This window comes from Vulcaniibacterium gelatinicum (assembly GCF_008033445.1).
GTDB lineage: Bacteria > Pseudomonadota > Gammaproteobacteria > Xanthomonadales > Xanthomonadaceae > Vulcaniibacterium_B > Vulcaniibacterium_B gelatinicum.
In genome coordinates this window covers 1-1,087 of the sequence record NZ_VNKO01000044.1, presented here as the reverse complement: position 1 = coordinate 1,087, position 1,087 = coordinate 1, and the positions used below count along the sequence as shown (strand labels likewise).

The following is a 1,087-nucleotide window of genomic DNA, read 5'->3' as shown; positions in this document are numbered from 1 at the left end:
AGCGCATGGCGGGTGAAGGCGATCGCGTCACCCGCCTGGACATTGAATCCGGTGAGTACCATGCCGGCGTCCGCGCCCACGACGTCCCGGACCGACACTTCCGTGCCGCGATGGGCGACGATGATCTCGCCGGTGCCGACGCGCCGGTAGATCGTGCCTTGGTAGCCGGAAGCCGTGTCTGCCCTGGAGATGACCGTGTAGTCGTGCTCGCCGATCCGGATCCGTTTGCCATCAGCCGGACGATCCACGTAGGCATCCTTGGCAAGCAGCGCGTGGTCGCGGGTGTTGATGCTCATGGCGTCGTCCGTTTCGCTGTCAGGGTGATGGAGAACAACTCGTCGCGGTACTCGGGCACGAAGAGTGAGGGCAGGCTCCTTCCGTAGTCGGTTGTGCGTTCGCTCGAAGCGGCGACGCCAGGGTAAGAGCCCTTCCAGAAGTACGTCGTGGCGGAGCGTTCCGCGCGGAGGTCATCACGCGACAGACCCGGTGCGAATGTTGTGGTTCCGTGGCGCAGGTATGCGGAGACCGAGGTCAGTGACCATCGGCAGACGCCCAAGCCGAAGTAGTCTTCGTCCAGCATCAGGTCGGCGATCACGCTTCCTGCATACGAATTCCCGGAGCGTCGGGTGAGGACGATCGGCACGTGCGCATACGGGGTCTTGCTCTGCGCTCCACTGATCGGATCCCTGGGAACGCACGAGGTGTCGAGGACCTGGTAGGTCACAGACCCTTCGACAGCCTCGAACGCCCCCGGCGCATCCGCGACCGTCACGGTGATCTCGTACCGCTCGCGCGGAGCCGGGTTGCGCTTGTATTCGGGCGTGGACATGGACGTGGCGCCGCAGGCGGAGGCGGACAGGGCCGTGGTCAGGCAGAGGACGAGGGGGATGCGCGGGGTCATGGCGGTGACGGGATCGGGGTTCCGGAAGAGCGGGTGAGTCGGGGCTACTTCAGCGAGGTCACGGTTCATGCCGGCACCAGGCCGCCACGGCGCAGCACCGGGGGCTGCTGTACCGGCGGGTGTGGCGTGGGCAGCGTCGCCTCCCGGGCCTCGCGTTCGTGCGCCTCGACCAGCGCGATCGCTTCG

The 1,087-nt window shown here is 66.6% G+C and carries 1 protein-coding gene and 1 pseudogene; both read right to left on the bottom strand.

What is annotated here, in order from left to right:
* Positions 1-296 (bottom strand): annotated as a pseudogene (locus FPV26_RS12570) (XVIPCD domain-containing protein); the annotation flags it as partial.
* Positions 293-970, bottom strand: a complete 678-nt coding sequence (locus tag FPV26_RS12565; protein WP_147654213.1) for a hypothetical protein — start codon at positions 968-970, stop codon at positions 293-295. The gene FPV26_RS12565 and the pseudogene FPV26_RS12570, both read right to left, overlap by 4 nt.
* Positions 971-1,087: the final 117 nt, after the last annotated feature.

Coding starts and splice junctions, on each gene's coding strand:
- FPV26_RS12565 (WP_147654213.1), bottom strand. CDS start 970: ATGAACCGTGACCTCGCTGAAGTAGCCCCGACTCACCCGCTCTTCCGG.